Source organism: Massilia sp. DD77 (assembly GCF_036961685.1).
Classification (GTDB): Bacteria; Pseudomonadota; Gammaproteobacteria; order Burkholderiales; family Burkholderiaceae_D; genus Telluria.
Map to the genome: position 1 here is coordinate 12,400 of NZ_JBAMDH010000020.1, position 25,653 is coordinate 38,052.

General features: G+C 64.7%; 18 protein-coding genes. 13 read left to right on the forward strand and 5 right to left on the reverse strand.

Annotated elements, in window-relative coordinates:
• The first annotated feature begins 42 nt into the window (after nucleotides 1–42).
• The 3 genes from chrA to moeA are packed head-to-tail and all read left to right on the forward strand — an operon-like array spanning nucleotide 43 to nucleotide 4,346.
• On the forward strand, nucleotides 43–1,356 hold the full coding sequence (chrA, locus tag V7778_RS13570) for a chromate efflux transporter (protein WP_335556009.1): 1,314 nt from the start codon (nucleotides 43–45) through the stop codon (nucleotides 1,354–1,356).
• A complete protein-coding gene (gene moaA, locus V7778_RS13575; protein WP_335556011.1) occupies nucleotides 1,349–2,458 on the forward strand; it encodes a GTP 3',8-cyclase MoaA in 1,110 nt (369 codons plus the stop codon). Before chrA ends, moaA begins: the two co-directional genes overlap by 8 nt.
• 13 nt (nucleotides 2,459–2,471) lie before the next feature.
• Nucleotides 2,472–4,346 (forward strand): molybdopterin molybdotransferase MoeA, encoded by a 1,875-nt coding sequence (gene moeA / locus V7778_RS13580; protein WP_335556014.1) that lies wholly within the window; start codon nucleotides 2,472–2,474, stop codon nucleotides 4,344–4,346.
• A gap of 11 nt (nucleotides 4,347–4,357) precedes the next feature.
• Here moeA and V7778_RS13585 read toward each other — a convergent pair whose 3' ends face one another.
• The 5 genes from V7778_RS13585 to V7778_RS13605 form a co-directional block, all read right to left on the reverse strand.
• Complete coding sequence (locus tag V7778_RS13585; protein WP_335556016.1) at nucleotides 4,358–5,017, reverse strand: PEP-CTERM sorting domain-containing protein; 660 nt, start codon at nucleotides 5,015–5,017, stop codon at nucleotides 4,358–4,360.
• Between the two features lie 262 nt (nucleotides 5,018–5,279).
• Nucleotides 5,280–6,596, reverse strand: coding sequence for a DNA recombination protein RmuC (locus V7778_RS13590; RefSeq protein WP_335556017.1), 1,317 nt, complete (start codon nucleotides 6,594–6,596; stop codon nucleotides 5,280–5,282).
• Between the two features lie 5 nt (nucleotides 6,597–6,601).
• Nucleotides 6,602–6,991: a group II truncated hemoglobin gene (locus V7778_RS13595; protein WP_335556019.1), complete on the reverse strand. Its 390-nt coding sequence runs from the start codon at nucleotides 6,989–6,991 to the stop codon at nucleotides 6,602–6,604.
• 60 nt (nucleotides 6,992–7,051) lie between these two features.
• Complete coding sequence (locus V7778_RS13600; RefSeq protein WP_335556021.1) at nucleotides 7,052–9,592, reverse strand: ABC transporter permease; 2,541 nt, start codon at nucleotides 9,590–9,592, stop codon at nucleotides 7,052–7,054.
• Nucleotides 9,593–9,601: 9 nt separating this feature from the next.
• Nucleotides 9,602–10,609: an adenosine deaminase gene (locus tag V7778_RS13605; RefSeq protein ID WP_335556022.1), complete on the reverse strand. Its 1,008-nt coding sequence runs from the start codon at nucleotides 10,607–10,609 to the stop codon at nucleotides 9,602–9,604.
• 621 nt (nucleotides 10,610–11,230) lie between these two features.
• On the opposite strand from V7778_RS13605, the gene V7778_RS13610 reads away from it, so the two are divergent.
• From V7778_RS13610 to ileS, 10 genes are all read left to right on the forward strand, one after another.
• Nucleotides 11,231–13,153, forward strand: coding sequence for a PrkA family serine protein kinase (locus tag V7778_RS13610; RefSeq protein ID WP_335556024.1), 1,923 nt, complete (start codon nucleotides 11,231–11,233; stop codon nucleotides 13,151–13,153).
• A gap of 219 nt (nucleotides 13,154–13,372) precedes the next feature.
• Nucleotides 13,373–14,644: a YeaH/YhbH family protein gene (locus tag V7778_RS13615; RefSeq protein ID WP_335556026.1), complete on the forward strand. Its 1,272-nt coding sequence runs from the start codon at nucleotides 13,373–13,375 to the stop codon at nucleotides 14,642–14,644.
• Between the two features lie 12 nt (nucleotides 14,645–14,656).
• Nucleotides 14,657–16,180 (forward strand): SpoVR family protein, encoded by a 1,524-nt coding sequence (locus tag V7778_RS13620; RefSeq protein ID WP_335556028.1) that lies wholly within the window; start codon nucleotides 14,657–14,659, stop codon nucleotides 16,178–16,180.
• A 1,267-nt stretch (nucleotides 16,181–17,447) separates the two neighbouring features.
• Entirely contained in the window at nucleotides 17,448–18,107 is a 660-nt protein-coding gene (locus V7778_RS13625) for an energy transducer TonB (protein WP_335556030.1), read from the forward strand.
• A gap of 83 nt (nucleotides 18,108–18,190) precedes the next feature.
• Nucleotides 18,191–19,129 carry a MotA/TolQ/ExbB proton channel family protein gene (locus V7778_RS13630; protein ID WP_335556032.1) on the forward strand — a complete coding sequence of 313 codons (939 nt, stop codon included), beginning with the start codon at nucleotides 18,191–18,193 and terminating at the stop codon, nucleotides 19,127–19,129.
• A 3-nt stretch (nucleotides 19,130–19,132) separates the two neighbouring features.
• Entirely contained in the window at nucleotides 19,133–19,561 is a 429-nt protein-coding gene (locus tag V7778_RS13635) for an ExbD/TolR family protein (RefSeq protein ID WP_335556034.1), read from the forward strand.
• A gap of 96 nt (nucleotides 19,562–19,657) precedes the next feature.
• Nucleotides 19,658–20,089 carry an ExbD/TolR family protein gene (locus tag V7778_RS13640; RefSeq protein ID WP_335556036.1) on the forward strand — a complete coding sequence of 144 codons (432 nt, stop codon included), beginning with the start codon at nucleotides 19,658–19,660 and terminating at the stop codon, nucleotides 20,087–20,089.
• A 68-nt stretch (nucleotides 20,090–20,157) separates the two neighbouring features.
• Nucleotides 20,158–21,384, forward strand: a complete 1,227-nt coding sequence (locus tag V7778_RS13645) for a tetratricopeptide repeat protein (RefSeq protein WP_335556038.1) — start codon at nucleotides 20,158–20,160, stop codon at nucleotides 21,382–21,384.
• A gap of 276 nt (nucleotides 21,385–21,660) precedes the next feature.
• Entirely contained in the window at nucleotides 21,661–22,632 is a 972-nt protein-coding gene (locus V7778_RS13650; protein WP_335556040.1) for a bifunctional riboflavin kinase/FAD synthetase, read from the forward strand.
• Nucleotides 22,633–22,717: 85 nt separating this feature from the next.
• The gene (ileS, locus tag V7778_RS13655) at nucleotides 22,718–25,609 is read left to right on the forward strand and encodes an isoleucine--tRNA ligase (RefSeq protein ID WP_335556042.1); all 2,892 of its coding nucleotides are present in this window, start codon (nucleotides 22,718–22,720) and stop codon (nucleotides 25,607–25,609) included.
• Nucleotides 25,610–25,653 lie beyond the last annotated feature (44 nt).

The window sequence follows — 25,653 nt, forward strand, 5'->3', positions numbered from 1 at the left end:
GCCAGTCACCTTACCGAAACACCAACACCATAAAATACCCGGATGCCCCCACCCATCCCCTTCCGCACCGCCCTGCTCTACTGGCTCAAGCTCGGCTTCATCAGCTTCGGCGGTCCCGCGGGCCAGATCGCCCTGATGCACAGCGAACTGGTGGAACGCCGGCGCTGGATCTCCGAGCAGCGCTTCCTGCACGCCCTCAACTACTGCATGCTGCTGCCCGGCCCCGAAGCCACCCAGCTGGCCATCTACATCGGCTGGCTGCTGCACCGCACGCCGGGCGGCATCGCGGCCGGACTGCTGTTCATCCTGCCCTCGCTGGTGCTCCTGACCGCCCTGTCCTGGATCTACCTCGCTTTCGGCCATCTGGCCGTGATCGCCGGCATCATGGGCGGCATCAAGCCGGCCGTGGTCGCCATCGTGATCGCCGCCGCCTGGCGCATCGGCGCTCGCACCCTGCGCAACGGGCTGCTGGCCGCGATCGCCTTCGCCGCCTTCCTCGCGATCGCCGTCTTCGACGCGCCCTTCCCCGCGATCGTGCTCGGCGCCGCCCTCGCCGGCGTCCTGGGCGCCCGCCTGTGGCCGCATTACTTCCAGCCGGGCGGCGCGCACCAGGCCGGGCACAAGCCTGCCGGCCCCGCCTTGATCGACGACCACACCCCCACGCCGGAGCATGCGACCTTCAGCATGCGCCGCCTGCTCCTGACTAGCGCAGTCGGCTGCCTGCTCGCCCTTGGAGCCTGGCTGGCGCTGGCGCTGCTGTCCGGCCCGGACGGCACGCTGGCCCACATGGGATGGTTTTTCGGCAAGGCCGCCTTGATGAGCTTTGGCGGCGCCTATGCCGTGCTGCCCTACGTGGTCCAGGGCGCGGTCGACCACTACGGCTGGCTGAGCGCGCACCAGATGATCGACGGCCTGGCCCTGGGCGAAACCACGCCCGGCCCCTTGATCATGATCGTCGCCTTCGTCGGCTTCGTCGGCGGCTGGACCCATGCGCTGTGCGGCCCGGACACCCTCGCCCTGGGCGGCATCGCGGGCGCCCTGGTCGCCACCCTGTTCACTTTCCTGCCTTCCTTTGTCTTCATCCTGGCAGGCGGCCCGCTGGTCGAGTCGGGACGCGGCAAGCTGCACTGGAGCGCGCCGCTCACCGCCATCTCGGCCGCCGTGGTCGGGGTCATCGCCAGCCTTGCCGTGTTCTTCGGCCAGCACGTGTTCTTCGCCGACGGGCGCGCCCAGCCGGCGGCGATCGCCATCGGCGCGGCCGCCAGCGTGGCGCTGCTGCGCTTCAAGCTCGGACCGATCAAACTGATTGCCGCCTGTGCACTGGCGGGGCTCGTGCTATCGTATTGGCATGGCTGAAAAAATCGTCCTGATCAACGACCTGCGCTCGCAAGCGCTGGCGGTTCCCGGCGCGCCTGAAGCGCCCAGCGGACTGCTGCTGGACGCGCTCGGGCGGCCCCTGCACGACCTGCGCATCTCCGTCACCGACCGCTGCAATTTCCGCTGCGTCTACTGCATGCCGAAAGAGGTGTTCGACAAGGACTACGCCTATCTCCCGCATGGCGCCCTGCTCTCGTTCGAGGAAATCGCGCGGGTGGCGCGGCTGTTCGTGGCGCACGGCGTCGAGAAGTTGCGCCTGACCGGCGGCGAGCCGTTGCTGCGCAAGGACCTGGAGCGCCTGGTCGCCATGCTGCGCGCGATCCCGACGCCTTCGGGCCGCCCGCTCGACCTCACGCTCACCACCAACGGCTCGCTGCTGGCGCGCAAGGCGCGCGCGCTGAAGGATGCGGGCCTGGACCGCGTGACGGTCTCGCTCGACGCGCTCGACGACGCCATGTTCAAGCGCATGAACGACGTCGACTTCTCGGTGGCCGACGTCCTGCACGGCATCGACGCCGCGCACGATGCCGGACTGGGACCGATCAAGATCAACATGGTGGTCAAGGGCGGCACCAATGACGGCGAGATCCTGCCGATGGCGCGCCACTTCAAGGGTTCGCCTTATATCCTGCGCTTCATCGAATACATGGACGTGGGCGCCTCGAACGGCTGGAACATGGCCGAGGTGATTCCCTCGGCGGAAGTCGTGCGCCGCATCGCCGCCGAGCTGCCGCTCGCCCCCGTCGGCCCGAACTACAGCGGCGAGACCGCCGCGCGCTGGCGCTACCTGGACGGCGGCGGCGAGATCGGCGTCATCTCCAGCGTCACCCAGGCCTTCTGCCGCGACTGCACGCGCCTGCGCCTGTCGACCGAAGGCAAACTCTATACCTGCCTGTTCGCCACCCGCGGCCACGACCTGCGCGCCCTGCTGCGCGACGGCCGCTCGGACCCCGAGATCGCCGGCGCCATCGCCCAGCTGTGGAAAGTGCGCGCCGACCGCTATTCGGAACTGCGCACCGTGGACACCAGCGGATTGGCAACGGGCGCACGCAAGGTTGAAATGTCGTATATCGGCGGATGAGATCGACACCAGCATGAACAAGAACGACATCAGCGGCCTGATTTTGGCCGGCGGGCGCGGCTCGCGCATGGGCAACGTGGACAAGGGCCTGCAGGCCTTTCAAGGCACGACGATGGTGGCGCAGGTGCTCGCGCGCCTCGCGCCGCAGGTCGGCGGCGTGGCCATCAACGCCAACCGTAACCTCGGCACCTACGCCGCGCTCGGCGTGCCCGTCTGGGCCGACGAGACGCCCGGCTTCGCCGGGCCGCTGGCCGGGCTGGAAGCGGGTTTGCGCCATTGCGGCACGCCCTACCTGCTGACAGCGCCCTGCGATTCGCCTTTCCTGCCGGCGGACCTGGCCGAGCGCCTGTTCGCGGCCCTGGACGAACACGGCGCCGACGTCGCCTTCGCCGCCACCCGCGAGCCCGGCATGCGCACCCAGCCGCATCCGGTGTTCTGCCTCGTCAGGACCAGCCGGCTGCCGGTGCTCTCCAGCTATCTTGCCGAGGGCGGCCGGCGGGTCGATGGCTGGTACAAGGAGCTGACATCGGTCGAGGTCCTGTTCGAGGATGCCGGCGCCTTCCGCAACATCAACACGCTCGAGGAGCTGCAGGCCTTGGACGACAGCCTTCCGCCGACGCTGGCGAAGGTGGCGAGCTGCATCGACGGCTACGATCCCGAGGCCCTGAGCGTGCGCGGGGCGCAGCGCATCATCCGCGAGTTCGTGCAGCCGGTGCGTTCCGTGGAAATGGTCGCCCTGCGCGCGGCCCTCGGACGCGTGCTGGCGCGCGACCTGGTCTCGCCGATCAACGTGCCGGCGCATGACAACTCGGCCATGGACGGCTACGCGCTGCGAGGCGGCGACCTGCCTGCGGACGGACTGGCCACCCTGCGCGTGATCGGTGTCGCCTACGCGGGCAAGCCTTCCGGCCTCGTGCCAAGGCCTGGCGAATGCGTGCGCATCATGACGGGCGGCGTCATGCCCGAGGGCTGCGACAGCGTGCTGCCGCAGGAATTCCTCGAGCACGAAAGTGAAGACGCGATCACCTTGCGCGCCGGCGTCATCCAGCCCGGCGACAACCGGCGCTTCGCGGGCGAGGACCTGAAACTGGGCAGCCCTGCCCTGAAGGCGGGTCGCATCCTGCGGCCGGCCGACCTGGGCCTGGTCGCCTCGCTCGGCATGGCCGAGGTGCCGGTGCAGCGCCGCCTGCGCGTGGCTTTCTTCTCGACCGGCGACGAGCTGCGTTCGATCGGCGAAGGTCTGGAACAAGGCTGCGTCTACGACAGCAACCGCTACACGATCTACGGCATGCTGCAGCGGCTGGGCTGCGACATCATCGACATGGGCATCGTGCGCGACAACCCCGAGGCGCTCGAGGAAGCCCTGCGCGGCGCCTGCGAGAACGCGGACGCCATCGTCACCTCGGGCGGCGTGTCGGTGGGCGCCGCGGACTACACCAAGCAGGTCATGGCGCGCCTCGGCGACGTCACCTTCTGGAAGATCGGCATGCGGCCCGGGCGGCCGCTGGCCTTCGGACGCGTCACCTCGAACGGACGCAGCGCCTTCCTGTTCGGGCTGCCGGGCAATCCGGTGGCGGTGATGGTGTCCTTCTACTTCTTCGCGCGCGAGGCGCTGCTGCGCATGATGGGCGCCGAAGCGCCGCTGCCGCTGCTGAAGGCGCGTTCGATCGGAGCGGTCCGCAAGAAGCCTGGGCGCACCGAATACCAGCGCGGCATCGTCGCACCCGGCGCCGACGGCATGCCGGAGGTGCGCATCACCGGCTCGCAGGGCTCGGGCATCCTGCGCTCGATGTCGGAGGCGAACTGCATGGTAGTGCTGCACGACGAACAGGGGAATGTCGCCGCGGGCGACATGGTCGACATCCTCCCGTTCGAAGGCCTGGTCTAAGGAGGCCGGCCTCAGCGGCTGCCGCTCGTCACGATCGACAGGTTGTCGACCACGAGATCGTAGTTGGTGAATCCGTAGAGGTAACCGGGCACGAAGGTCGTGAACGCGATCTCGTCGACGCCGGCCAGCACGTCGGCGAAGCTGCGGCCCGGCGGCAGCGACACCTCGCCCGAGCCGAGGCCTCCCCAGCCGGCCGGCATGGTGGCGGCGCGCGTATCCGGGATCGTCACCTGGAAGTGCTTCCAGGTTCCCTTGTTGCTGATGGTGCCGAGCTTGTACCACACCGCGGTATAGGGCATGCCGTTATACGGATTGTCGTAGTCGCGCAGTTCGACCACCAGCTCGCGCTCGACTTCCCTTCCACGGAAGCGGATCGAGTTCACGTTGATGTCGATCCCGATCGTGACCGATTGCACCGATCCGAAATTGCCCACGAAGGCCGGGTTGTCCCGGTTCACCCACTCCAGGCCGAAAGTCTCCGGATGCACGGTATAGAGCGCCGGACCGTACTTGTTGCCGGGCGTCGAGCTGATGTACGAGGCCCCGGCGGTGCCGCTCGGCCCCACCCATCCTTCGTAGCCTTTCGAGAACGTGACGGTGCTGCTGGACGGCCCGGCCAGGGCCAGGGTCGAAGCGCAAGACAACAGGACTGCCGCACATACCTTGTTCATGGAATTCTCCTTGCTCATGGGTTTATACGAGTACTTACACTTGCCTCAAGGGCAAGCCATACTGCTTTTCCAGCAGAGCAATTGTCAAATGTTCGAACAGAAAATTTTGTAATGATATGTATTTCGCAACATTACAAAATTCAAAAAGAATGTTTGGTATTTTTGACGTATGAGAGCACGAAATGCCTACTCCTCTCTCCTTTTAGGAATAGATGAGTAGCGCAAAAATGGAGGAGGAGCGCCGCCTCGGGCGCCCTTCGATTCAGTCGTCGAGGGAGGCAGGATCGCCCAGCATCAGCTGCGCCGCCTCGTTCGGCAGCGCTTCGACGGACTTCAGCTTGCGCGCCATCTGGCGGCTGCGCACTTCGGCGGTTTCGATGTTGCGGGCCGCCTTTTCCAGGGTCGCCTTGGTCGTCGCCAGCACGTCACCGAATTTGGTGAACTCGGTCTTGACCGCCCCCAGCACCTGCCACACCTCCGACGAGCGCTTCTCCAGCGCCAGGGTACGGAAGCCCATCTGCAGGCTGTTGAGCAGCGCGCTCAGGGTCGACGGACCGGCGATGGTCACCCGCAGGCTGCGCTGCAGGTCATCTGCCAGCCCTGGCCGGCGCATCACTTCCGCATACAGGCCTTCGGTCGGCAGGAACAGGATCGCGAAATCGGTCGTCTGCGGCGGCGACACGTATTTTTCGCAAATGGTCTTGGCCTCGCCGCGCACCGCACGTTCCAGTTCCGCGCCGGCGCGGGTGACGCCGTCATGGTCCGCACATTCGGCCGCTTCCAGCAGGCGCTCGTACTGCTCCTTCGGGAACTTGGCGTCGATCGGCAGCCATAGCGGCGGGCCGCCGTCGACCACGCCCGGCAGCTTGATCGCGAACTCGACGCGCGCGTTCGATCCCGCCACCGTCTCGACGTTCTTCGCGTACTGGTCCACCGTCAGCACCTGCTCGAGCAGCATCTCGAGCTGCACCTCGCCCCAGGTGCCGCGGGTCTTGACGTTGGTGAGCACCCGCTTGAGGTCGCCCACGCCGATCGCCAGCTGCTGCATTTCGCCCAGGCCCTGGTGGACCTTTTCCAGCCGGTCCGACACCTGGCGGAAGGATTCGGTCAGGCGCGTCTCGAGCGTGGCGTGCAGCTTCTCGTCGACGGTCTGGCGCATCTCTTCCAGGCGCTTGGCGTTGTCGCTCTGCAGGTCGCGGATCTTGCTCTCCAGCGTGCCGCGCACCTCCAGCATGCGCTGGGCGTTCGATTCGGTCAGGTTCGCCAGGGTCTGCTGCATGGTGTCGGCGAAGCGCTTGAGCGCGCGCGCCTGTTCCTCGCGGCCGCTCGACGAGTGCAGCTGCATCTGCTGGCGCATGCTGTCGAGCTGCTGGACGGTGGCGGCGTGGTACTGGCCCAGGTGCGAGGCCAGTTCCTGGCGCGTGCCCTGGGCGCTCACTTGCAGTTCGAGACGAATTTCGCGCTCGACCCGTTCGAAGTGGCGGCTGTCATCTCCGCCGCGCGCGCGCAGCAGCAGCATGACTTGCAGGCCGGCCACGATGGCGACGCCCAGCAGGAGCAGCAATTCAGCAATCGTCATGGTGCTCAGTCGGCCTTGTTCCGCATCCAGTCGGCGGTCTGGTAGAAGGACTGCATCAGGCGCAGGCGCAGTTCGTCGTCCCAGCCCAGGTCTTCCATCGCCAGGGCCATGGCGCGCAGCCACTGGTCGCGCTCCTTGGTGCCGATCGCGAACGGCAGGTGGCGCGCGCGCAGGCGCGGGTGGCCGTAGCGTTCGATGAACAGGTCGGGCCCGCCCATCCAGCCGGACAGGAACATGAACAGCTTCTCGCGCGAGCTGTCGTTGGGTTGGGGGTGCATCGCGTGGATGCCGGCGAATTCCGGCTCCAGTTGCATCAGGTCGTAAAAGCGGTCGACCAGTTCGCGCAGGGGCTCGGCGCCGCCGATGACTTCGTACAGGGTGTGCGGTTCAGACATGCCGCCATCATAGCGCAGCCGCCGCGGCCCGTGGCCGCGGCGAAGCCGGAAGTGTTGCGCTCAAGCTTCCCGAAGGGTCTGCAGCGGCGGATGGCGCAGCACGCCGCGCAATCCCAGCCAGCCGCCGACGATGGCGCACAGCGCGCCCACCACCAGCCCGGCCAGCCACACGCCCGGTTCGAACACCCAGGGGAACTTGAACTGGTAAGTCGCCAGCACCCAGCCGAGCGCCGCCGCGCCGCTCGCGGCCAGCAGGCCGGCCAGGCCGCCCACCAGCAGGAACTCGATGCGCTGGGCCTGGGCCAGCTGCTGCCTGGTGGCGCCCAGCGCGCGCAGCAGGCCGGCCTCGCGGGTGCGCTCGGACTGCGATCCCATCAGGGCCGCGTACAGCACCAGCACACCGGACGCCAGGGTGAACAGGAACAGGAATTCCACCGCCGTCACCACCTGGTCCAGCACTTCCTGCAGCTGGCGGATGATGCCGGAGACGTCGATCACGGTCAGGTTCGGATAGGCGCGCGTGAGATTGTTCGCCACGCGGCTGCCCACGGCGCCTTCCTGCTTGAGGTGGAAGGCCGTCATGTAGGTGGTGGGAGCGTTCGCCATCGCGCTTGGGTTGATGATGACGAAGAAGTTGGCCCGCATCGAACCCCATTCCAGCTTGCGCAGGCTGGTGATCTTCGCGTCCACCGGCAGGCCGCCCATGTCGAAGCGCATCACGTCGCCGAGCTTGAGGCCCAGGGTCTTGGCGATGCCCTGCTCCACCGAGGCCTCGGCCACGCCGGGCGCGTCCTTGTACCAGCTGCCTTCGACGATCTCGTTCCCTTGCGGCGCGGCCCGCATCGTGGACAGGTTGAATTCGCGGTTGGCCAGGCCGCGCGCGCGGTCTTCCTGGTAGGTGTCGCGTGTGACCGGCTTGCCGTTGATGGCGGTCAGGCGCCCGCGGATCATCGGATACAGCACCGGTTCCCCGACGCCGGCCGCGCGCAGCTGCTGCTCCACGCCGGTCTTCTGCTCGGGCAGGATATTGATGATGAAGCGGTTTGGCGCGTCGCTCGGCGTCGCCACCCGCCAGGCGTCGATCAGGTCGCCGCGCACCACGGTCAGGAGCAGCAGCGCCATCAGGCCCAGCGCCAGCGACACCACCTGCACCACGGTGGCGCCGGGGCGGCGCTGCAGCGAGGTGACGGCGAAGCGCCAGCCCTGGTGCCGGATGCTGCCGCGCAGGCGGCGCAGCAGCTGCAAGCCGAGCCAGCCCACCAGCGCGAACACGCCGAAGGCGCCGATGAAGCCGCCCGCCGTCATCAGCGCCAGCATCGGATCGCCCGCCTGCCACAGCAGCAGCGCCAGGAACACGCCCACGCCCAGGCCATAGGTGGCCAGCGCGGCCGGCCGGGGGGCGGCCTGCTCGCGCCGGATCACGCGGTTGTGCGGCACGTTACGCAGCTGCAGGACCGGCGGCAGCGCGAAGCCGACCAGGAGCAGCATGCCGGTGGCGACGCCCTGCAGCGCCGGCAGGAAGGAGACCGGCGGCAGCTCGGTCGGGATCATGCTGCCCAGCAGCTGGAGCAGCACGAAGTGGGCGCCGAAGCCCACCAGCACACCGGCCAGGCTGCCCGCCAGGCCGACCAGGGCGAACTCAAGCAGGTACATGGCGCCGACCTGGTTCTGGGTCATGCCCAGGCAGCGCAGCATGGCGCAGGCGTCCAGGTGGCGCTGCATGAAGCGGCGCGCCGCCATCGCCACGGCGACCGCCGCCAGCATCGCCGACAGCAGGCCGACCAGCGACAGGAAGCGGTCGGCGCGGTCGAGCGTGGCGTTCATCTCGGGCCGGCCGTTTTCCAGGGTCTCGATGCGCACGCCCCTGATGTTGCCGTCCTTGATCCGCGCGCGTAGCCAGCGCTCGTAGTCGCGCACCGGCGCCACGTCGTTGGCCGAGGCGGCGGCGACCTGCATGCGGAAGGTCACGCGTGCGAAATCGTCGACCAGGCCGGTGGCCTTCAGGTCCTCGATCGCCATCATGACGCGCGGCGCGAAGTTGACGAAGTTGGCGCCCTTGTCGGGTTCCGCGGCGATCAGCTGGGCGATGCGCAGGCGGCTTTCGCCGAGCTGGATGGTGTCGCCGACCTTCGCCTGCAGCGCCGGCAGCAGGTTGGCGTCGACCCAAACCGTGCCGGGCTGCGGCGTGGCGCGGGTCTTGCGGCCCATGGCGGCGCCGGCCTCGTCCGGATTGGTGGTGATGCTCAGCTGCCCGCGCAGCGGATAGCCTGTTGAAACGGCCTTGATCGAGGCCAGCTGGGCGCGCGAGTCCTCGCCCTCGCCCGCCTGCGCCATGCTGGGGAAACTGACGGTATCGGCCAGCAGCAGGCCGCGCCGCACGGCTTCCTCGCGCCACGCCGGCAACACCGGGTTGTCGGCGTTGACCAGCAGGTCGGCGCCCAGCATCTGGTGGGCGTCGCGGTTCAAGCCGGTGCGCAGGCGGTCGATGAAGAAACCGACCGACGACAGCGCGGAAACGGCGACGATCAGCGCCACGAGGAGAAAGCGCAGCTCTCCGGCGCGCCAGTCGCGCGCGGTCATGCGAAGTGCCTGGGTGAACATGGGCGGACCTTAAGCGTTGGCGAAGTAGGCGTCGACTTCGGCCAGCCAGGCGCGCTTGCGCTCCGGCTCGACGAAGGAGGCCGCGAAGCTGTTGCGCGCCAGCTGGCGCGCGTGGCTTTCATCCAGGGGCAGCGCCTCGAAGGCGGCCAGGAAGTTCTGATTGATGTAGCCGCCGAAATAGGCCGGGTCGTCCGAATTGACGGTGGCGGCCAGGCCGGCGTCGAGCAGGCGGCGCAGGTTGTGCGTGTCCATCACGTCGAACACGCGCAGCTTGATGTTCGACAGCGGGCACACGGTCAGCGCCATCTGTTCGCGCGCCAGGCGCGCCACCAGTTCCGGGCTTTCGAGACAGCGCACGCCATGGTCGATGCGCTCGACGTTCAGCACGTCGAGGGCGCTCTCGATGTAGCTCGGCGGCCCCTCCTCGCCCGCGTGGGCCACCAGGTGCAGGCCGAGCTGGCGCGCGCGCTCGAACACGCGCGCGAACTTTTCCGGCGGATGGCCGACTTCGGAAGAGTCCAGGCCCACGCCCACGAGCTTGTCGCGGAACGGCAGCGCTTCCTCGAGGGTGGCGATGGCTTCGTCCTCCGACAGGTGGCGCAGGAAACACATGATCAGGCTGGCGCTGATCGGGCTGTCCTGGCAGGCGCGCCAGATGCCGTTGATCACGGTCTCGAAAGGCAAGCCGCGCGCGGTGTGGGTTTGCGGGTCGAAGAAGATCTCGGCATGGCGCACGTTATCGGCATGGGCGCGCGCCAGGTAGGCGGCGGTCATGTCGTAGAAATCCTCTTCCTTGAGCAGCACGCTGGCGCCCGCGTAATAGATGTCGAGGAAAGATTGCAGGTCGCTGAAATCGTAGGCCTGGCGCAACGCGTCGACCGAGGGATAGGCCAGCTCCACGCCGTTCCTTTGCGCGAGCGCAAAGATCAGTTCGGGCTCGAGCGATCCTTCGATATGGATGTGCAGTTCCGCCTTGGGCATTCCCGTCAGGAGCGTACGCAGACGTTCGTCGAGCATGGTTTTCTCCGGCAATCTAACAATTCATGAGTAGTCGGGTAGACAGTGTGGCAAACCCGGCCGACAAGTGTAACGCATGCGCGCCGACCCCCTTCGCCAGAGTGAAGAATGGGGCCTTGCACGCCTGATTCGCGTGCGCCACATGTTGAGCAGATCGTGCAATATCGGCTCACAATGTAAGGAAGAAAATGACGATAAAGCGGAGCATGGAAACGCGGCCGATCCGCCTTTCCCACCGCTCTGGCGCGGCGTCCCGACAGGCTGCGAAACGCGCTGCCGCAACGCTGCAAAAACGGCAATTTTGCCTAATGAATCAAGCACTTGAATCAGCCACACCAGACCACGAAACACTGCTTTGACTTCGGGAACTAATAGGCACATAATAAATTTCACAAACGCAAAAAAAGACGCTCTCCAACCTGCGGGAGAACCGGACAGGACCGCTCAGGACCAAGCCGGGACAACAATAAATCGCGCCAGGAAAACGGCGCCGGCGATCCCGGCTCCGCGCATGGTGCGACCGACAAGGAGTACGCCAGAAAAGAAACCGGGGCCTGAGGCAGCCTTCGATGACGGGTTGCCATGACAGTGATCGTTGTTAGCACATTAAAGGACACACAAATGAGCATCTTTGACAACTACGCAGCCCGCTACGAGCGCACCCGGGAAGAGGAGTACTCCATGACGGAGTACCTGCAACTGTGCAAGAAGGATCCGCTGACCTATGCCAGCGCCCCCGAGCGCATGCTTGCGGCGATCGGCGAACCGACCCTGGTCGATACCCGCCTCGATCCGCGCCTGTCGCGCATCTTCGCCAACAAAGTCATCAAGATCTACCCCGCCTTCCGCGAGTTCTACGGCATGGAGGAAGTGATCGAACAGGTCGTTTCCTATTTCCGCCACGCCGCCCAGGGCCTGGAAGAGCGCAAGCAGATCCTGTACCTGCTGGGCCCGGTCGGCGGCGGCAAGTCGTCGATCGCCGAAAAGCTCAAGAGCCTGATGGAGCACGTGCCCTTCTACGCGATCAAGGGCTCGCCCGTGAACGAATCGCCCCTGGGCCTGTTCAACGAGGAAGAGGACGGCACCATCCTCGAGGAAGACTACGGCATCCCGCGCCGCTGCCTGCGCACCATTCCCAGCCCCTGGGCCGTCAAGCGCCTGCACGAGTTCGGCGGCGACATCAACAAGTTCCGCGTCGTCAAGCGCTACCCGTCGATCCTGAAGCAGATCGCGATCTCCAAGACCGAGCCGGGCGACGAGAACAACCAGGACATCTCTTCCCTCGTCGGCAAGGTCGACATCCGCAAGCTCGAGGACTTCGCCCAGGACGACCCGGACGCCTACAGCTACTCCGGCGGCCTGTGCCTGGCCAACCAAGGCCTGATGGAATTCGTCGAGATGTTCAAGGCCCCGATCAAGGTCCTGCACCCGCTGCTGACCGCCACCCAGGAAGGCAACTACAAGGGCACCGAGGGCTTCGGCGCGATCCCCTTCGAAGGCATCGTGCTGGCGCACTCGAACGAGTCCGAATGGAAGACCTTCCGCAACAACCGCAACAACGAGGCCTTCCTCGACCGTATCTACATCGTCAAGGTGCCCTATTGCCTGCGCGTGTCGGACGAGGTCAAGATCTACGACAAGCTGCTGCGCCACTCCTCGCTCGACAAGGCGCCCTGCGCGCCCGGCACCCTGCGCATGATGGCCCAGTTCGCCGTGCTGTCGCGCCTGAAGGATCCGGAGAACTCCAGCATCTATTCCAAGATGCTGGTGTATGACGGCGAAAACCTGAAGGACACCGATCCCAAGGCCAAGTCGCTGCATGAATACGTCGACTACGCCGGCGTGGACGAAGGCATGAACGGCCTGTCGACCCGCTTCGCCTTCAAGATCCTGTCCAAGGTCTTCAACTTCGACAATACCGAAGTGGCGGCCAATCCGGTGCACCTGCTCTATGTGCTCGAACAGCAGATCGAACGCGAGCAGTTCCCGCCGGAGACCGAACAGCGCTACCTCTCCTATATCAAGGAGCACCTGGCCCAGCGCTATGTCGATTTCATCGGCAAGGAGATCCAGACGGCCTACCTGGAAAGCTATTCCGAGTACGGCCAGAACATCTTCGACCGCTACGTTACTTTCGCCGACTTCTGGATCCAGGACCAGGAGTTCCGCGACCCGGACACCGGCGAGAGCTTCGACCGCGAATCGCTGAACGCCGAACTGGAGAAGATCGAGAAGCCGGCCGGCATCTCGAATCCGAAGGATTTCCGAAACGAAATCGTCAACTTCAGCCTGCGTGCCCGCGCCACCAATGCCGGCAAGAACCCGGCATGGACCAGCTACGAGAAGTTCCGTAGCGTGATCGAGAAAAAGATGTTCTCGAATACCGAGGAACTTCTGCCTGTGATTTCGTTCAATGCGAAAGCGAGCGCCGAGGATGCGAACAAGCATGCCGACTTCGTGGCCCGCATGGTCGAGAAAGGCTATACGCCGAAACAGGTGCGGCTCCTGTGCGAATGGTACCTGCGCGTCCGTAAGTCCTCGTAAGGCGGTGGCCGCCCTCCGAGCACGCTGGCCGCAGGCCGCCAGCCGTGCCCGGGCGGCGGTTCGACCAGCGGGATGTTGCATGCAGCGCGGTGGCGGAGCTGATTCCGCGCGTGCCGTGCACGCCCGATTGCGCAGCGTATTAAGATAAGGGTGCCGCAGATGCGGCGGCCCCGCGCCGGGGCGCTGTCGGTCCCGCGCACTTTCAGCAGGAGGCCTGTTTTGACTTACCTCATCGACCGTCGCTTGCAAGGCAAGAACAAGTCAGCGGTCAACCGCGAACGCTTCCTGCGCCGCTACAAGGCGCAGATCAAGGACGCGGTGGGCCGCGCGATCAAGGGCCGCTCGATCACCGACATCGAGAACGGCGAGAAGGTCTCCATTCCCGTCAAGGACGTGAACGAACCTCATTTTGGCCACGCTCACGGTGGCGTCTGGGAAACGGTCAACCCGGGCAATACCGAGTACCAGAAAGGCGACCAGTTCAACCGCCCGCGCGGCGGTGGCGGCGGTTCCGGGCGGGGACGGGCCGGGAACAGCGACCAGACCACCGAAGACGACTTCATCTTCGAACTGTCGCGCGAAGAATTCATGAATTACTTCTTCGAGGATCTCGAGCTGCCGAACATGGTCAAGACGCAGCTGAGCCAGACCATCGAATACAAGAACCAGCGCGCCGGCTACAACGTGTCCGGCACGCCGTCGAACATCCACGTGCTGCGCTCCCTGCGCGGCGCGCTCGGGCGCCGCATCGCCGTCGGCGGTCCGGCCAAGCGCCAGCTCAAGGAAGGCGAGGAAGAACTGCAGGCCCTGCTCGACGCGGGCGCGCCCTCGGACGACGAGATGGTGGTCGAGCTCAAGGACCGCATCCACCACCTGCGCATCCGGCTGAACGCGATCCCCTTCATCGACCCCTTCGACCTGCGCTACTCGAACCGCATCAAGGTGCCCAAGCCCAGCACCCAGGCCGTGATGTTCTGCATCATGGACGTGTCCGGTTCGATGGACGAGACCCGCAAGGACACCGCCAAGCGCTTCTTCATCCTGCTCTACCTCTTCCTCAAGCGCGTGTACGAGAAGATCGAAGTGGTCTTCATCCGCCACCATACGGCCGCTGCCGAGGTCGACGAGAACGAATTCTTCCATTCGCGCGAGTCGGGCGGCACGGTGGTGTCCTCGGCCCTGCACCTGCTGCAGAAAGTGCTGGCGGAGCGCTACGGCAGCGCCGACTGGAATGCCTACGTGGCCCAGGCCTCGGACGGCGACAACTGGGACAACGACTCGGTGCTGTGCAAGCAGCTGCTGGGCAGCGGCATCATGCCGCGGGTGCAGTACTACACCTATGTCGAGATCACCGACGGTCCGCCCCAGAACCTGTGGGAACAGTATTGCGAAGTGGCAGCCCAGCACCGCAACTTCGCGATGCAGAAGATCGTGACACCGGCCGACATCTACCCGGTATTCCGGGAACTGTTCAAGAAACAGGCCAAGTAGAGGGAGGCCCACATGCCAGATGACCGCACCAACCCGCGCGCCCTGCCCGAACAGTCGGAGTGGACCTTCGACCTGATCGAGCAGGCGCACGAGGAAATCAAACGGGTGGCCAAGCGCTACGGCCTGGACACCTACCCCAACCAGCTCGAGATCATCACCGCCGAGCAGATGATGGATGCCTATACCTCGGTGGGCATGCCGGTGTCGTACAACCACTGGTCCTTCGGCAAGCATTTCCTCTCCACCGAGAAGAGCTACCGCCGCGGCCAGATGGGCCTGGCCTACGAGATCGTCATCAACTCGAATCCCTGCATCGCCTACCTGATGGAGGAAAACAGCCTGACCATGCAGGCCCTGGTGATCGCCCACGCGGCCTATGGCCACAATTCCTTCTTCAAGGGCAATTACCTGTTCCGCACCTGGACCGATGCCGACGCCATCGTCGACTACATGGTGTTCGCCAAGAACTACATCGCCGAGTGCGAGCAGCGCTACGGCATCGACGCGGTCGAGGAATTGCTCGATTCCTGCCATGCGTTGCAGAATTATGGGGTGGACCGCTACAAGCGTCCGGCCAAGCTCTCGGTGGCCCAGGAAATGGCGCGCCAGAAGGAGCGCGAGGAATACGCACAGTCGCAGATCAACGCCTTGTGGCGCACCCTGCCGCGGCGCGAAGAGCAGATCGCGGATGCCGCGCCGATCCGCTTCCCGCCCGAGCCCGAGGAAAACCTGCTCTACTTCATCGAGAAGTACGCGCCCCTGCTCGAACCCTGGCAGCGCGAGCTGGTGCGGATCACGCGCAAGATCTCGCAGTACTTCTATCCGCAGCGCCAGACCCAGGTGATGAACGAGGGCTGGGCCACCTTCTGGCACTACACCATCCTGCAAGACCTGCACAAGGAAGGGATCGTCGGCGACGGCTTCATGCTGGAATTCCTGCAAAGCCATACGAACGTGGTCTACCAGCCGCCGGCCACCAGTCCGTATTACAGCGGCATCAATCCCTACGCCCTGGGTTTCGCCATGATGACCGACATCCGGCGCATCTGCGAAGACCCGACCGACGAGGACCGCGCCTGGTTCCCGGACATCGCCGGCAGCGACTGGATCAAGACCCTCGACTTTGCGATGCGCAACTTCAAGGACGAAAGCTTTATTGCCCAGTACCTGTCGCCCAAGCTGATCCGCGAGTTCCACTTCTTCGCCGTGCTCGACGACGACCGCAGCGACAAGCTGACGATCTCGGCGATCCACGACGAGCAGGGCTACCGCTACGTGCGCCAGAAGCTGGCCGAGCAGTACAACCTGGGCAGCCGCGAGCCGAACATCCAGGTCTGGCAAGTCAATACGCGCGACGACCGCGCCCTGACCCTGCGCCACACGCAGTTCAACCGGCGTCCGCTGAACCAGCAGGCCCAGGAAGTGCTCAAGCACGTCGCCCGCCTGTGGGGCTTCGATGTGAAACTGGAAACCGTGGACCCGAGCGGCCACGTGGTCAGCTTCCTCGAGTGCCGCCGCGAGAAGCGCGGCCGCTGAGCAGCGCGGCACTGGGCGCCTCTATCGCCTCACCCGGCCGGCGGCACATGCCGCCGGTTTTTCGTTGACGCGTGCAGCCGGCTCCGCCGTCCATGCGGCCAACACCGGCGCCCCGGCCAATACACGTAGGATTGGCGGCCCTGCCGCCGACGCGTCCAACGATCGCCCGCCCGGCCAACGCACGTAGCGTAGACCGCTCTGCCGCCAGCCCGCCCGGGCAGCTCGCCCGGCGGCCGGCCGTAGGGCGACCGGGGCGCGCAGCCGGCGCTGCCGTCCACGCGTCCGCCCGCATCCAAGCTGCGCCTCGATTCGACCGGCAGGATGACGGTCACCTGTCCAGACCCCGGGCGCCCCGAGCCAGCCGCGCTTGAAGCGCCCGCGGTCTGGATGCCCGAGTCCAGGGACCGGCCACATCCGTCCTGCCGGTCCAGCCGAGCCTTGCACTCCTATATTAGTAGAGACCGCATTTCCGGCACCGAAAAGCGCGCCCAGCCATTCCCTCGACGAGCACGTTCTCTTGGCATCCGTTTTTCCGCTGCGGATCCCGGAGCACGCGGACCTACTTCTCCACCCCTGGTCTTTAGCGCTACCAGAAGGTCCGGAATGGACGAATTTCACCACTACCACGTCATTCTTTCTTCCACCCAATAGCAAAAATCACCTCAACACCCTCGCAAGAACAAGTTGGACACACGCCCGTGCACATCACGCGTGCACCGCAAGGTTCACTTCTCCCCTTTTTGGCGCATTCCTTTCATTTTTGTCAATGCAGCGTGCTGGTCCGACATCAGACTCACTGATGTCAACCGGTATATCTGCTATCACTTTTATTTATACTCTCTGGGAAGACGGCCGCCGAACCCTCGAGGTTCAACTGTACGCACAAGTTCCGTAAAACTGGCTATAGTTTGCAAAAAGACCAGTGTTACGGTATATGAAATTTGCCAACCCGGTGATTTTGCGTGAGAAATTTGGCAAATAGCGCAAGTTGGCCGGATCTTCTACACCATAAGGAGAATTGCTACATAAAATCACAAATCTCTTCTGCGTCCTTCACCGCACGACACCCCACATCTGGCTTGTATAGATGAGCTTGTTTGCCTGCATTTACAGGCAGTTAGGCACCCTTTTGGTGATGTAAAAATGTATGTGCAAAAAAGAATTCGTAGGTATAATTCCTCGATGTCCCGGATGCGGCTCCTAGCTTTATGTCGTGTTTAGTGGGTTTGGTAGCAACAAAAAAGAGTTGGTATTGGAGAAATATGGCATGAATTTTACGCATGAGAAGAGCCCCGGGCGGAACATGACCGGCTTCATTATCGTTCTCCTGCTGCACGTGCTGGTTGCCTGGGCCATCGTGAATGGCCTCGGTACCCGAATCGTGAGCAAGGTGACGGAAGCCGTCGAGACCAAGCTGATTGAAGAAGTGAAGCCGCCGCCGCCGCCGGAAACCCCGCCGCCGCCGCCGCCGCCGGAAATGAAGGCCCCGCCGCCTCCGTTCATCCCGCCGGTCGAAGTGCAGGTCAATACCCCGCCGCCGCCGGCCAACGCGATCACCACGGCCACCAATACGCCGCCGCCGACCACCTCGCTGGCTCCGCCGGCACCGCCAGCTCCTCCGGCTCCGCCGGCGCCGGCGCGCGGCCCGAGCCGCACCGAAGCCGTGGCCGACTTTAACACTTGCGCGCGTCCGGAATATCCGCGTTCGTCGCAGCGTAACGAAGAAACCGGTACCACGACCCTTCAGTTCCTGATCGGCGTCGATGGTCGTGTGATGGATTCCAAGCTGGCGAAGTCGAGTGGCTTCCGTGACTTGGACCGGGCCGCACAGTCGGCTCTGAGCAAATGCCGATTCAAGCCAGCCATGGTTGATGGCAAGCCGGAACAGGCGTGGACAGCGGTGCAGTACGTCTGGACGCTGGAATAAAACCGAGGCAGATCACCGTCTCATCTTTTGATTTTCGTTGTCATTAGTTCAGCGAACTGTCTATTTAATATTTTGGAGGAAGCATGTTTAAGAATACCCGTTTGTCCGCTATCCTGGCGGCTGTCCTGTTCTCGGTAACGGCAGCATCGGCCCTGGTGTCCGCACCGGCCTTCGCTGACGCACCGGCAGCTCCGGCAGCGGCTGACGCAGCCGCCGCTCCGGCCGCTGACGCAGCAGCACCGGCAGCCGACGCAGCAGCACCGGCAGCTGACGCCGCCGCTGCTCCGGCGGGCGACGCAGCTGCTCCGGCAGCATCGACCGAAGAAGTCCACAACCCGTACGGCATCGGCGCCATGTGGGAAGAAGGCGACTTCGTCAACAAGGGCACCATCATCATCCTGTCGCTGATGTCGATCGGTTCGTGGTACATCATCATCACCAAGCTGATCGACCAGCAGAAGATCATGCGCCAGTCGAAGGAAGTCTCGGCCAAGTTCTGGAAAGCACCGTCGATCGCAGCTGGCTCGGCTTCGCTGAAAGAAGGCTCGCCGTTCCGCTTCATCGCTGAAACCGGCACCAAGGCAACCCAGCACCACGACGGCGCCCTGCTCGAGCAGATCGACCTGTCGACCTGGGTGACCATGCAGATCCAGCGCGCCGTGGACCGCGTCCAGTCGCGTCTGCAAGACGGCCTGTCGTTCCTGGCAACCGTCGGTTCGACCTCGCCGTTCATCGGTCTGTTCGGTACCGTCTGGGGCATCTACAACGCGCTGACCGCCATCGGTATGTCGGGTAACGCGTCGATCGACAAGGTTGCAGGTCCGGTGGGTGAAGCACTGATCATGACCGCCTTCGGTCTGTTCGTGGCGGTTCCGGCCGTTCTGGGCTACAACTGGCTGGTGCGTCGTAACAAGTCGGTCATGGAAGATGTCCGTTCGTTCAGCGCCGACGTGCACTCGGTCCTGATCTCGGGCGCCATGTCGACCTCGAACGCCGCCGCAGGCGCTAAAAAGGCTGGCTAAATCATGTCGATGAGTGTCGGCTCCGATAGCGGAGATGAAGATGCCGTGATGTCAGAAATCAACACGACGCCGCTTGTCGACATCATGTTGGTTCTTCTGATCATCTTCCTGATCACCAGCCCGGTGGTGCTGAATCTGCAGAAGGTTTCCCTGCCTGCAGAATCGAACCAGGTCACCAAGACCAAGCCGGAAGACGTCAATATCACCATCAATAAAGATGGCGAGATGTACTACAACCAGACGCGCATCGCGAACACGGACGAGCTGTTCAAGTTCCTCGCGGAGCAGTCGGTGAAGCAGCCGCAGCCTGCTGTGAAAGTTCGTGGCGACCAGGAGTCCCGCTACGAATCGATCGGCCGGGTGATTTACACGGCACAGCGTGCTGGGATTGCGAAGGTCGGTTTCGTGATTGAACCGCCTGACAAGGGCTGATAGTCCTGTCCGCGGTGCCGGACAAACCCGAGGGACCATTCCCTTGGCGTTTTCCGGCACCGTGTCCGTTACCCCAACATTTGAAAAGGAAACATCATGGGTATGAACGTAGGTTCGGGCTCCGCAAAAGGAGCCGATCCGGAACCGATGATGGAAATGAACATGACGCCGCTGATCGACGTCCTGCTCGTTCTCATCATTATGATGATTATCACGATTCCGAAACAAAACCACTCGGTCAATCTGAACATGCCGGTCGGCACCCCGCCGCCGTCCGACGTGAAACCGGTTGTGGTCACGATCGACGTGGACTTCGACGGCACCATCCTCTGGGACGGTGAAGTCATCCCGAATCGTGCGGCGCTGGAAGCCAAGATGAACGGCGTCGCTGCAATGGCCAACCAGCCGGAAGTGCACCTGCGTCCGAACAAGCTGGTAGAGTACAAGGTGGTGGCCGGTGTCATGGCAACCGCCCAGCGCCTCGGCGTCACCAAGATCGGCATGGTCGGTAACGAGCAGTTCCAGTAACCGTTTCATGTTTGACCAACACGGCAGGGTTTCCCTGCCGTGTCCATTTTGAAGAAGGATGTTTTCAGATGATTAAATTCCGTCTCGCACACCTTGGCCTCGCGCTGGCCGCCCTTGGTTTCACCGCGGCTGTCCCCGTCGTCGGCCTGGCCCCTGTGCACGCCGCTGTCTCGCTGCGTCCGGAAGTCGGCAAACCGCTGCAGCAGGCACAAACGCAAATCAAGCAAGGCAACGCCAAAGGCGCACTGGCAACCCTGCGCGAAGCGGACAAGGCCGCGAAGAGCGATGACGAGCGCTTCCTGATCGAGCGCGTGCGTGCATCCGCGGCATCGTCGGCCGGCGACTGGGACACCGCCGCCAATTCGTTCGAAAAACTGCTCGACTCGGGCAAGCTGAGCGCAGGTGAACGCTCGCAGTTCTCGGAAGGCCTGGTCGGCATCTACATGCGCGCCGGCGACCTGAACAAGGCAAACGCCACCATCCTGAACCTGCTGAAGAAAGGCGACGACCCCAAGCTGCGCGCCTACCTGCTGCAGAACTATTACAAGCAGGGCAACGTCGCCGCCCTGGAAACGGAACTGCGCAAGGCTGAAGCCAGCGGCCGCCTGAGCGAAGACCAACTCGGCATGCTGGCGAACATCCAGCTGAAGAAGAACGACAAGAACGGCTACGTCAACACCATCGAGAAACTGGCAGCCAGTTATCCGAAGGCCCAGTACTGGAACGACCTGCTGAACCGCGTGCAGGGCAAGCCGGGCTTCTCGGGCCGCCTGTCGGTCGACGTCTACCGTCTGAAGCTGGCCAACAACCTGATGAAGAAGCCGAGCGAGTTCATGGAAATGGCCCAGCTGGTGCTGCAGGCGAAAGCCCCGGCCGAAGCGCTGAAGGTCATCGACAAGGGCTACAAGGCCGGCGCCCTGGGCACCGGTCCGGATGCGGGCCGTCACCAGCGCCTGAAGGACCTGGCCGAGAAGAGCCTGGCTGAGCAGAATCAGAACGTCGCCGCCCTGGAAGCCGAATACACCGCCGCCAAGGACAACGACGCGCTCGTGGGCCTGGGTTACGCGCTGGTGCAGGCAGGCCAGGCCGACAAGGGCCTGAAAATGATGGAAGCCGCGATCAAGGCCGGCGGCCTGCGCCGTGCCGACGAAGCCAAACTGCGCCTGGGCGAAGCCTATGCCGCGGCCGGCAAGAAGTCGCAAGCCATCAGCACGCTCAAGACCGTGGGCGGCAAGGATGGCACCGCCGACCTGGCCCGCTACTGGATCATGGCGATCAATCGTCCGATCGCCTGATTCGTTTCGCGATCGTGAAAGCGCCGCCTTCGGGCGGCGCTTTTTTTTCGCCGCGAGAGGCGAGCGATTCGCTGCACCGTAGGGTTCGCCGGGGCGCACAGCCGGCTCCGCCGCCAACCCTACGATACCGTGGCTGGCCCGCGATTTTGCTGGCAGACAAGGATCTTCCTTCTCCTTGCATCAGGTCTCGCTGCTGTGCAACATCCTAGTTACCGTATAATCAGTATTTTCGTGCCGTGCGCCATCACCCGCCGGCGCGTGCAACTGGACCAATTGATGAAGGTATTCCGCGGACTTCCCAACGACAGGGCGCGCGCGCCCTGCGCGCTCACGATCGGCAACTTTGACGGTGTCCACCGTGGCCACCAGGCATTGCTGTCGCACGTCCGCAGCGCCAGCGCCTCGCTCGGCCTGGAAGCGGCCGTCATGACCTTCGAGCCCCACCCGCGCGAATACTTCGCCCAGCGCAGCGGCGACCTGTCCAAGGCGCCGGCGCGCATCGCCAACCTGCGCGACAAGCTGGACGACCTGGCCAAGGCCGGCATCGACCGCGTCATCGTCGAGCACTTCAACGAACACTTCGCCTCGATCGCCCCCGAGGACTTCATCGAACGCGTGCTGGTCGACGGCCTGCACGTCAAGTGGCTGATGGTGGGTGACGACTTCTGCTTTGGCGCGCGCCGTGCCGGCAACATCGGCATGCTGCAGGAGGCCGGAAAGCGCTTCGGCTTCCAGGTCGAGACCCTGCCGACCGTGATGCACGGCGCCCAGCGCATCTCGTCCTCGGCCGTGCGCGCCGCCCTGGCCGAAGGCGACTTCGTCCGCACCGGCGAGCTGCTCGGCCATCCCTACACCATGTCGGGCCATGTGATCCACGGCCAGAAGCTGGGCCGCACCCTCGGCTTCCCGACCCTGAACCTGCGCGTGGTGCACCGCCCCGCCCTGGCGGGCATCTTCGTGGTCCAGGTCCACGGCCTGGCGGCGCAGCCGCTGCCGGCCGTCGCCAGCCTGGGCGTGCGCCCCACCGTCGAAGACGCCGGCCGCATGCTGCTCGAAGTGCACCTGTTCGACTTCGCCCAGTCCTGCTACGGCAAGCTGGTGCGCGTCGAATTCCTGGCCAAGCTGCGCGACGAGGAAAAATACATCGACCTGGCCACCCTCACCGCGGCGATCGACCGCGACGCGGCCCAGGCGCGCGCCTTCTTCGCTCACCGCAACGGCGCCCTCACCGCGACCGACCGAATTTGACGCGCCCGCCCGCGTCCGCGGCCGGGTTTTCCCCTGCCTGCGCCTAGTACTCTGCATCGAACCAATTTCTTATTAGAAGAACCTTATGTCCGACTCCAAACAGAACCCGCCGAAAAGCGCCAAGAAGCCTGAAAGCAAATACCCGGTCAATATGACCGACACCCCTTTCCCGATGCGCGGCGACCTCGCCAAGCGCGAACCGGGCTGGGTCAAGCAGTGGCAGGACAAGAAGATCTACGAACGCGTGCGCAAGGCGGCCGCCGGACGGCCGAAGTTCATCCTGCACGACGGTCCCCCGTACGCCAACGGCGATATCCACCTGGGCCACGCCGTCAACAAGATCCTGAAGGACATGGTCGTCAAGTCGCGCACCATCGCCGGCTTCGACGCGCCCTATGTGCCGGGCTGGGACTGCCACGGCATGCCGATCGAGATCCAGATCGAAAAGCAGTTCGGCAAGAACCTGCCGACCGCCGACGTGCTGCAGAAAGCCCGCGCCTACGCGCTCGAGCAGATCGACCGCCAGCGCGCCGGCTTCATCCGCCTGGGCGTGCTGGGCGAATGGGACAATCCATACATGACCATGGCCTATGGAAATGAAGCCGACGAGCTGCGCGCCCTCGGCACCCTGCTGGAAAAAGGCTATGTCTACCGCGGCCTGAAACCCGTGAACTGGTGCTTCGACTGCGGCTCGGCCCTGGCCGAGGCGGAAGTCGAGTACCAGGACAAGCGCGACCCGGCGATCGACGTCGGCTTCCCGTTCGCGGAACCAGAAAAAGTGGCGCAAGCCTTCGGCCTGCCTTCGCTGCCGACCCAGGCACCAGATAGCGGTTTCATCGTGATCTGGACCACCACCCCGTGGACCATTCCCTCGAACCAGGCCCTGAACGTCAACCCGGAAGTGACCTACGCACTGGTCCAGGCGGAGCGCGACGGCGCCCCGCTGCTGCTGATCCTGGCCGCCGACCTGGTCGAATCCGTGATGCAGCGCTACAAGCTGGAATACAAGATCATCGCCACCACCCTGGGCGACAAGCTGGGCGGCCTGCGCTTCAAGCACCCGCTGCACGCCCAGGACGCCTTCTACGACCGCACTTCGCCGGTCTACCTGGCCGACTACGTGACCACCGACAGCGGCACCGGCGTGGTCCACTCGGCGCCGGCCTACGGCCTGGAAGACTTCCAGTCCTGCAAATCGCATGGCATGAAGGACGACGAGATCCTGAAACCCGTGATGGGCGACGGCCGCTTCGCCTCGACCCTGCCCCTGTTCGGCGGCATGAGCATCTGGGAAGCTTCCAAGCCGATCTGCGACGCCCTGCGCGGCGCGGGCGCCCTGTTCGAACTGAAGATGTTCGACCACAGCTACATGCACTGCTGGCGCCACAAGACCCCGATCGTCTACCGCGCCACCAGCCAGTGGTTCGCCGGCATGGACATCACCCCGAAGGACGGCGGCGCCACCCTGCGCGAAACCGCGCTGGCCGGCATCGCGGAGACCAAATTCTTCCCCGACTGGGGCCAGGCGCGCCTGCACGGCATGATCGCCAACCGTCCGGACTGGACCCTGTCGCGCCAGCGCCAGTGGGGCGTGCCGATGGCCTTCTTCATCCACAAGGAGACCGGCGAGCTGCACCCGCGCACCCCTGAGCTGCTCGAGCAGGTGGCCCAGCTGATCGAGAAAGAAGGCATCGACGCCTGGCAGAAGCTCGACCCGGCGACCCTGCTGGGCGAGGACGCGGCCAGCTACGAGAAGAACAAGGACACGCTCGACGTGTGGTTCGACTCCGGCTCGACCCACCAGACCGTGCTGCGCGGCTCGCACAAGGAGCAGTCAAGCTTCCCGGCCGACCTGTACCTGGAAGGATCGGACCAGCACCGCGGCTGGTTCCACTCCTCGCTGCTGACCTCCTCGATGCTGAACGGCCGCCCGCCGTACAAGGCGCTGCTGACCCACGGCTTCACCGTCGACGAGCAGGGCAAGAAGATGTCCAAGTCGCTCGGCAACACGCTGGCGCCGCAGAAGATCTCGGACACCCTGGGCGCCGATATCCTGCGCCTGTGGGTGGCCTCGACCGACTACACCGGCGAGCTGTCGATCGGCGAGGAGATCCTCAAGCGCGTGACCGAATCCTACCGCCGCATCCGCAACACCCTGCGCTTCCTGCTGGCGAACACCTCGGACTTCGACCACGCCAAGGACGCCGTGCCGGTGGCCGAGCTGCTGGAAATCGACCGCTACGCGATCGCCGCGATGGCCCAGCTGCAGCAGGACGTCGCCGCCAGCTTCGAGCGCTACGAGTTCCACCCGGTGGTCGCCCGCCTGCAGAACTACTGCTCGGAAGACCTGGGCGGCTTCTACCTCGACATCCTCAAGGACCGCCTGTACACCACCGGCGTGAATTCGCACGCGCGCCGCTCGGCCCAGACCGCGCTGTGGCACATCGCGCACAGCCTGCTGCGCCTGATGGCGCCGATCCTGTCCTTCACCGCCGAGGAAGCCTGGGCCGTGTTCGCGGGCGAGCAGGCCTACGCGGAGAGTGGCGAGACCATCTTCACCCAGACCCTGTGGACCTTCCCGGAACTGGCGGATGGCGACACCCTGCTGGCCAAGTACGCCCTGCTGCGCGAAGTGCGCACCAGCGTCACCAAGCAGCTCGAGGAAGTGCGCGCGTCGGGCGCCATCGGCTCCTCGCTGCAGGCCGAGCTGGCAGTCAAGGCCGCGGGCGATAAGTACCGGGCCCTGGCGAGCCTCGACGACGAGCTGAAGTTCGTCTTCATCACCTCGCAGGCCAGCGTGAGCGAAGCGGCGAACGAAGCCGAGGAAACCGTCACCGTGACCCCGTCGGAAGCGGAAAAGTGCGAGCGCTGCTGGCACTACCGCCGCGACGTCGGCCACGACCACGCGCACGCGGGCCTGTGCGGCCGCTGCGTGAGCAACCTGTTCGGCAGCGGCGAGCCGCGCCGTTTCGCCTAAGACTTCCTTAGGGCCCCCCGCCATGCCGCTTCGCCGGCATGGCG

Bases quoted from the DNA above. Each gene is read 5' to 3' on its own strand.
- V7778_RS13600 (WP_335556021.1), bottom strand. From the start codon at position 9,592: ATGTTCACCCAGGCACTTCGCATGACCGCGCGCGACTGGCGCGCCGGA.
- V7778_RS13620 (WP_335556028.1), top strand. From the start codon at position 14,657: ATGCCAGATGACCGCACCAACCCGCGCGCCCTGCCCGAACAGTCGGAG.
- V7778_RS13650 (WP_335556040.1), top strand. From the start codon at position 21,661: ATGAAGGTATTCCGCGGACTTCCCAACGACAGGGCGCGCGCGCCCTGC.
- V7778_RS13640 (WP_335556036.1), top strand. From the start codon at position 19,658: ATGGGTATGAACGTAGGTTCGGGCTCCGCAAAAGGAGCCGATCCGGAA.
- V7778_RS13590 (WP_335556017.1), bottom strand. From the start codon at position 6,596: ATGACGATTGCTGAATTGCTGCTCCTGCTGGGCGTCGCCATCGTGGCC.
- V7778_RS13635 (WP_335556034.1), top strand. From the start codon at position 19,133: ATGTCGATGAGTGTCGGCTCCGATAGCGGAGATGAAGATGCCGTGATG.
- V7778_RS13625 (WP_335556030.1), top strand. From the start codon at position 17,448: ATGAATTTTACGCATGAGAAGAGCCCCGGGCGGAACATGACCGGCTTC.
- V7778_RS13630 (WP_335556032.1), top strand. From the start codon at position 18,191: ATGTTTAAGAATACCCGTTTGTCCGCTATCCTGGCGGCTGTCCTGTTC.
- V7778_RS13605 (WP_335556022.1), bottom strand. From the start codon at position 10,609: ATGCTCGACGAACGTCTGCGTACGCTCCTGACGGGAATGCCCAAGGCG.
- V7778_RS13610 (WP_335556024.1), top strand. From the start codon at position 11,231: ATGAGCATCTTTGACAACTACGCAGCCCGCTACGAGCGCACCCGGGAA.
- moeA (WP_335556014.1), top strand. From the start codon at position 2,472: ATGAACAAGAACGACATCAGCGGCCTGATTTTGGCCGGCGGGCGCGGC.
- ileS (WP_335556042.1), top strand. From the start codon at position 22,718: ATGTCCGACTCCAAACAGAACCCGCCGAAAAGCGCCAAGAAGCCTGAA.
- V7778_RS13595 (WP_335556019.1), bottom strand. From the start codon at position 6,991: ATGTCTGAACCGCACACCCTGTACGAAGTCATCGGCGGCGCCGAGCCC.
- chrA (WP_335556009.1), top strand. From the start codon at position 43: ATGCCCCCACCCATCCCCTTCCGCACCGCCCTGCTCTACTGGCTCAAG.
- V7778_RS13645 (WP_335556038.1), top strand. From the start codon at position 20,158: ATGATTAAATTCCGTCTCGCACACCTTGGCCTCGCGCTGGCCGCCCTT.
- moaA (WP_335556011.1), top strand. From the start codon at position 1,349: ATGGCTGAAAAAATCGTCCTGATCAACGACCTGCGCTCGCAAGCGCTG.
- V7778_RS13585 (WP_335556016.1), bottom strand. From the start codon at position 5,017: ATGAACAAGGTATGTGCGGCAGTCCTGTTGTCTTGCGCTTCGACCCTG.